This is a genomic window from Marivita sp., assembly GCF_020055675.1.
GTDB lineage: Bacteria > Pseudomonadota > Alphaproteobacteria > Rhodobacterales > Rhodobacteraceae > Marivita.
Window position 1 is genome coordinate 1 of record NZ_JAIPUS010000082.1, and the last position, 2,508, is coordinate 2,508.

2 protein-coding genes are annotated in these 2,508 nt (G+C 64.4%); both read left to right on the top strand.

What is annotated here, in order from left to right; all coding sequences use genetic code 11:
• Positions 1-503 precede the first annotated feature (503 nt).
• A complete protein-coding gene (locus LCF59_RS17755; protein ID WP_292288950.1) occupies positions 504-803 on the top strand; it encodes a mobilization protein in 300 nt (99 codons plus the stop codon).
• Between the two features lie 11 nt (positions 804-814).
• The gene (locus LCF59_RS17760) at positions 815-2,494 is read left to right on the top strand and encodes a type IV secretory system conjugative DNA transfer family protein (RefSeq protein WP_292288951.1); all 1,680 of its coding nucleotides are present in this window, start codon (positions 815-817) and stop codon (positions 2,492-2,494) included.
• The last annotated feature ends 14 nt before the right edge of the window (positions 2,495-2,508 follow it).

The window sequence follows — 2,508 nt, forward strand, 5'->3', positions numbered from 1 at the left end:
CAGCCCGCTTGAGGCGAGCCAACGGCTCTCCGAGGCGCGGGCTTGCCAGTGATCTGCCCCCAAATCCCCAGCCTCGTGGGGGGTGGGATATGGGGACAGTTCACTGGCGGTTTGCCGGGGGCAAACCCGGCGTGGATCGGCACCGACAGGTCCGACGATCCACGCCTTCCGCAAGGGAGATGTCAGCGGCAGACCGGCCCCCACCGTGGGGCATCGGGCGAGACGCTGGCGCGACATTGCGGGACGCGATCCAACCGCTGAGGTTGGGCTGGGATGATTTGGAAGGGGCTGCGCGCCCTTCCATCTCGATACGGAACGGATCGAAGGGGATGACCATCGGTCGGGGCGTGGCCCCAGAGAGATCGCACGCAAATCTCGGAACCGCAGGTGGAGAGTTTGCATAAGTGCGCCCTTGTCCTTTACAGGCCTACGGGTAAGCGCTAAAGTTGATCGTGTAAAGCTCACCATCAACCAGTAACATTTTAACTCGTGAGGGCAGTGATTTGGCAGAAACCGAACTTGAGCGCGCCGAGAAACGCTACGCCCAGGCCAAGGCCCGTCTTCAGGCGCTGAAGAACCGGGAAGCCACCAGGCAGCGCAAACTCGACACACGGCGCAAGGTGATCCTCGGCGGTGCCCTCCTCGATCTTGCAGAGCGGGATACCGGGGCCGCTTCGATGCTCGACCGGCTGATCCGCAACCTGCCCCGCGAACAGGATCGCAAGGCCTTCGCGGACTGGGGGACATCCTCCGGGTCGCCCTCCCCTGCCCCGTCCGGCTCTGACCCGGAAACACCGTCCTGATGCGGGGCGTGATGCTCGCCTTCGGAGGGCTGTTTCGGTTCTTCAGTCGATTGATCTTCACACCCATCCTGTTGGGATGGATGATCGGTGCAGTCCTGTTCGGTGCGATAATCGGAGCACTCGTCGCCACCCCGTTCGTCTTCGCCGTCTTCGACCAGCCGCCCGGCCAAAGCGCATGGCAGTGGCTGGTCTTCGGCCCGTTGATTTTTGTCGGTGGAATCTTCGGGTTCCAGTATTGGCGCATGGCCTCCGGGGCGGATGCCTTCTTCGGGCTGACGGGCGACAGCCACGGCTCGGCGCGCTTTGCCAACCGCAAGGAGCTGAAGAAGCTCCAGCGGGAAGACGGCCTTCTGATCGGGCGCAATCCGCATACGGGTCGGCTGCTGCGCTATGACGGCCCGGCCCACCTGATCACCCTTGCGCCGACACGCGCCGGGAAAGGCGTCGGCACCGTGATCCCCAACCTGCTGGCGGCGAACCGCTCGGTTCTGGTCATCGACCCAAAGGGTGAGAATGCCCGGATCGCCGGGGAAGCCCGGCGGCGGTTCGGAACGGTCCATGTCCTCGATCCGTTTGGTGTCAGCGACACTGGCAAGGTCTCCGGCCTGCCCTCTGCCGCCTACAACCCGCTTGACCGGCTGACACCGGACAGCCTCGATCTGGGCGAGGATGCGACCTCCCTGACAGAGGCGCTGGTGATGGACCCGCCGGGACAGGTGACGGAAGCGCATTGGAACGAGGAGGCCAAGGCCATCCTTGGCGGACTGATCATATTCTGCGTCTGCCACGAAGACCGCGACCGCCGGACGCTGGCCACCGTACGGGAATATCTCACCCTGCCCCCTGATCGGCTGAAGGCGCTTCTGGAGCTGATGCAGGACAGCGATGCGGCGGGCGGGCTGATCGCCCGCGCCGCCAACCGCTTTCTCGGCAAGGCGGATCGCGAAGCCGCCTCCGTCCTGTCGAACGCACAGCGCCACACGCATTTCCTGGACAGCCCGCGCATTGCAAAGGTCACATCGCGGTCGGATTTTCAGTTCTCCGATCTGCGTCACCGGATCGCTTCGGTGTTTCTGGTGCTGCCGCCGAACCGGATGGACGCCTACAGCCGCTGGCTGCGCCTTCTGGTCTCTCAGGCCCTTCAGGACATTGCACGGGACGCAGAAGCCTCTGTGACCTCTCCGAGCGGCCCTGTCGGCACTCAGGGGGCCGCACAGGGCCTCAAGACGCCCACGCTGTTCCTCCTGGACGAGTTTGCCGCTCTGGGCCGCCTGGAGGCCGTAGAGCGCGCCATGGGGCTGATGGCAGGCTATGGGTTGCAGCTCTGGCCAATCCTGCAGGACATGAGCCAGCTCAAGGATCTCTACGGCGAACGCGCGGGCACCTTCATTGCCAATGCGGGGGTGCAGCAGGTCTTCGGGGTCAATGATTTCGAGACGGCCAAGTGGCTGAGCCAGATGATGGGTCAGGAAACCGCCGGGTTTCAGACCGACAGCTTCAAGCCCGGTGACGGCCCCAGCTTCAGCAACAACCTCACGGGCCGCGATCTGCTCACCCCCGATGAAATCATGCAGCTCCGCCCGGAAAACCAGCTCCTGCGCGTGCAGGGGCAAGCCACCGCCGTCGCGCAGAAGCTGCGCTACTACGCCGATCCCGAGTTCAAGGGGCTGTTCGCCCCGCAGGACCAGTAATCCGAAGGACGCCT

What these genes read in the sequence shown, in the direction of transcription:
- LCF59_RS17760 (WP_292288951.1), top strand. Translation starts at nt 815, where the DNA reads ATGCTCGCCTTCGGAGGGCTGTTTCGGTTCTTCAGTCGATTGATCTTC.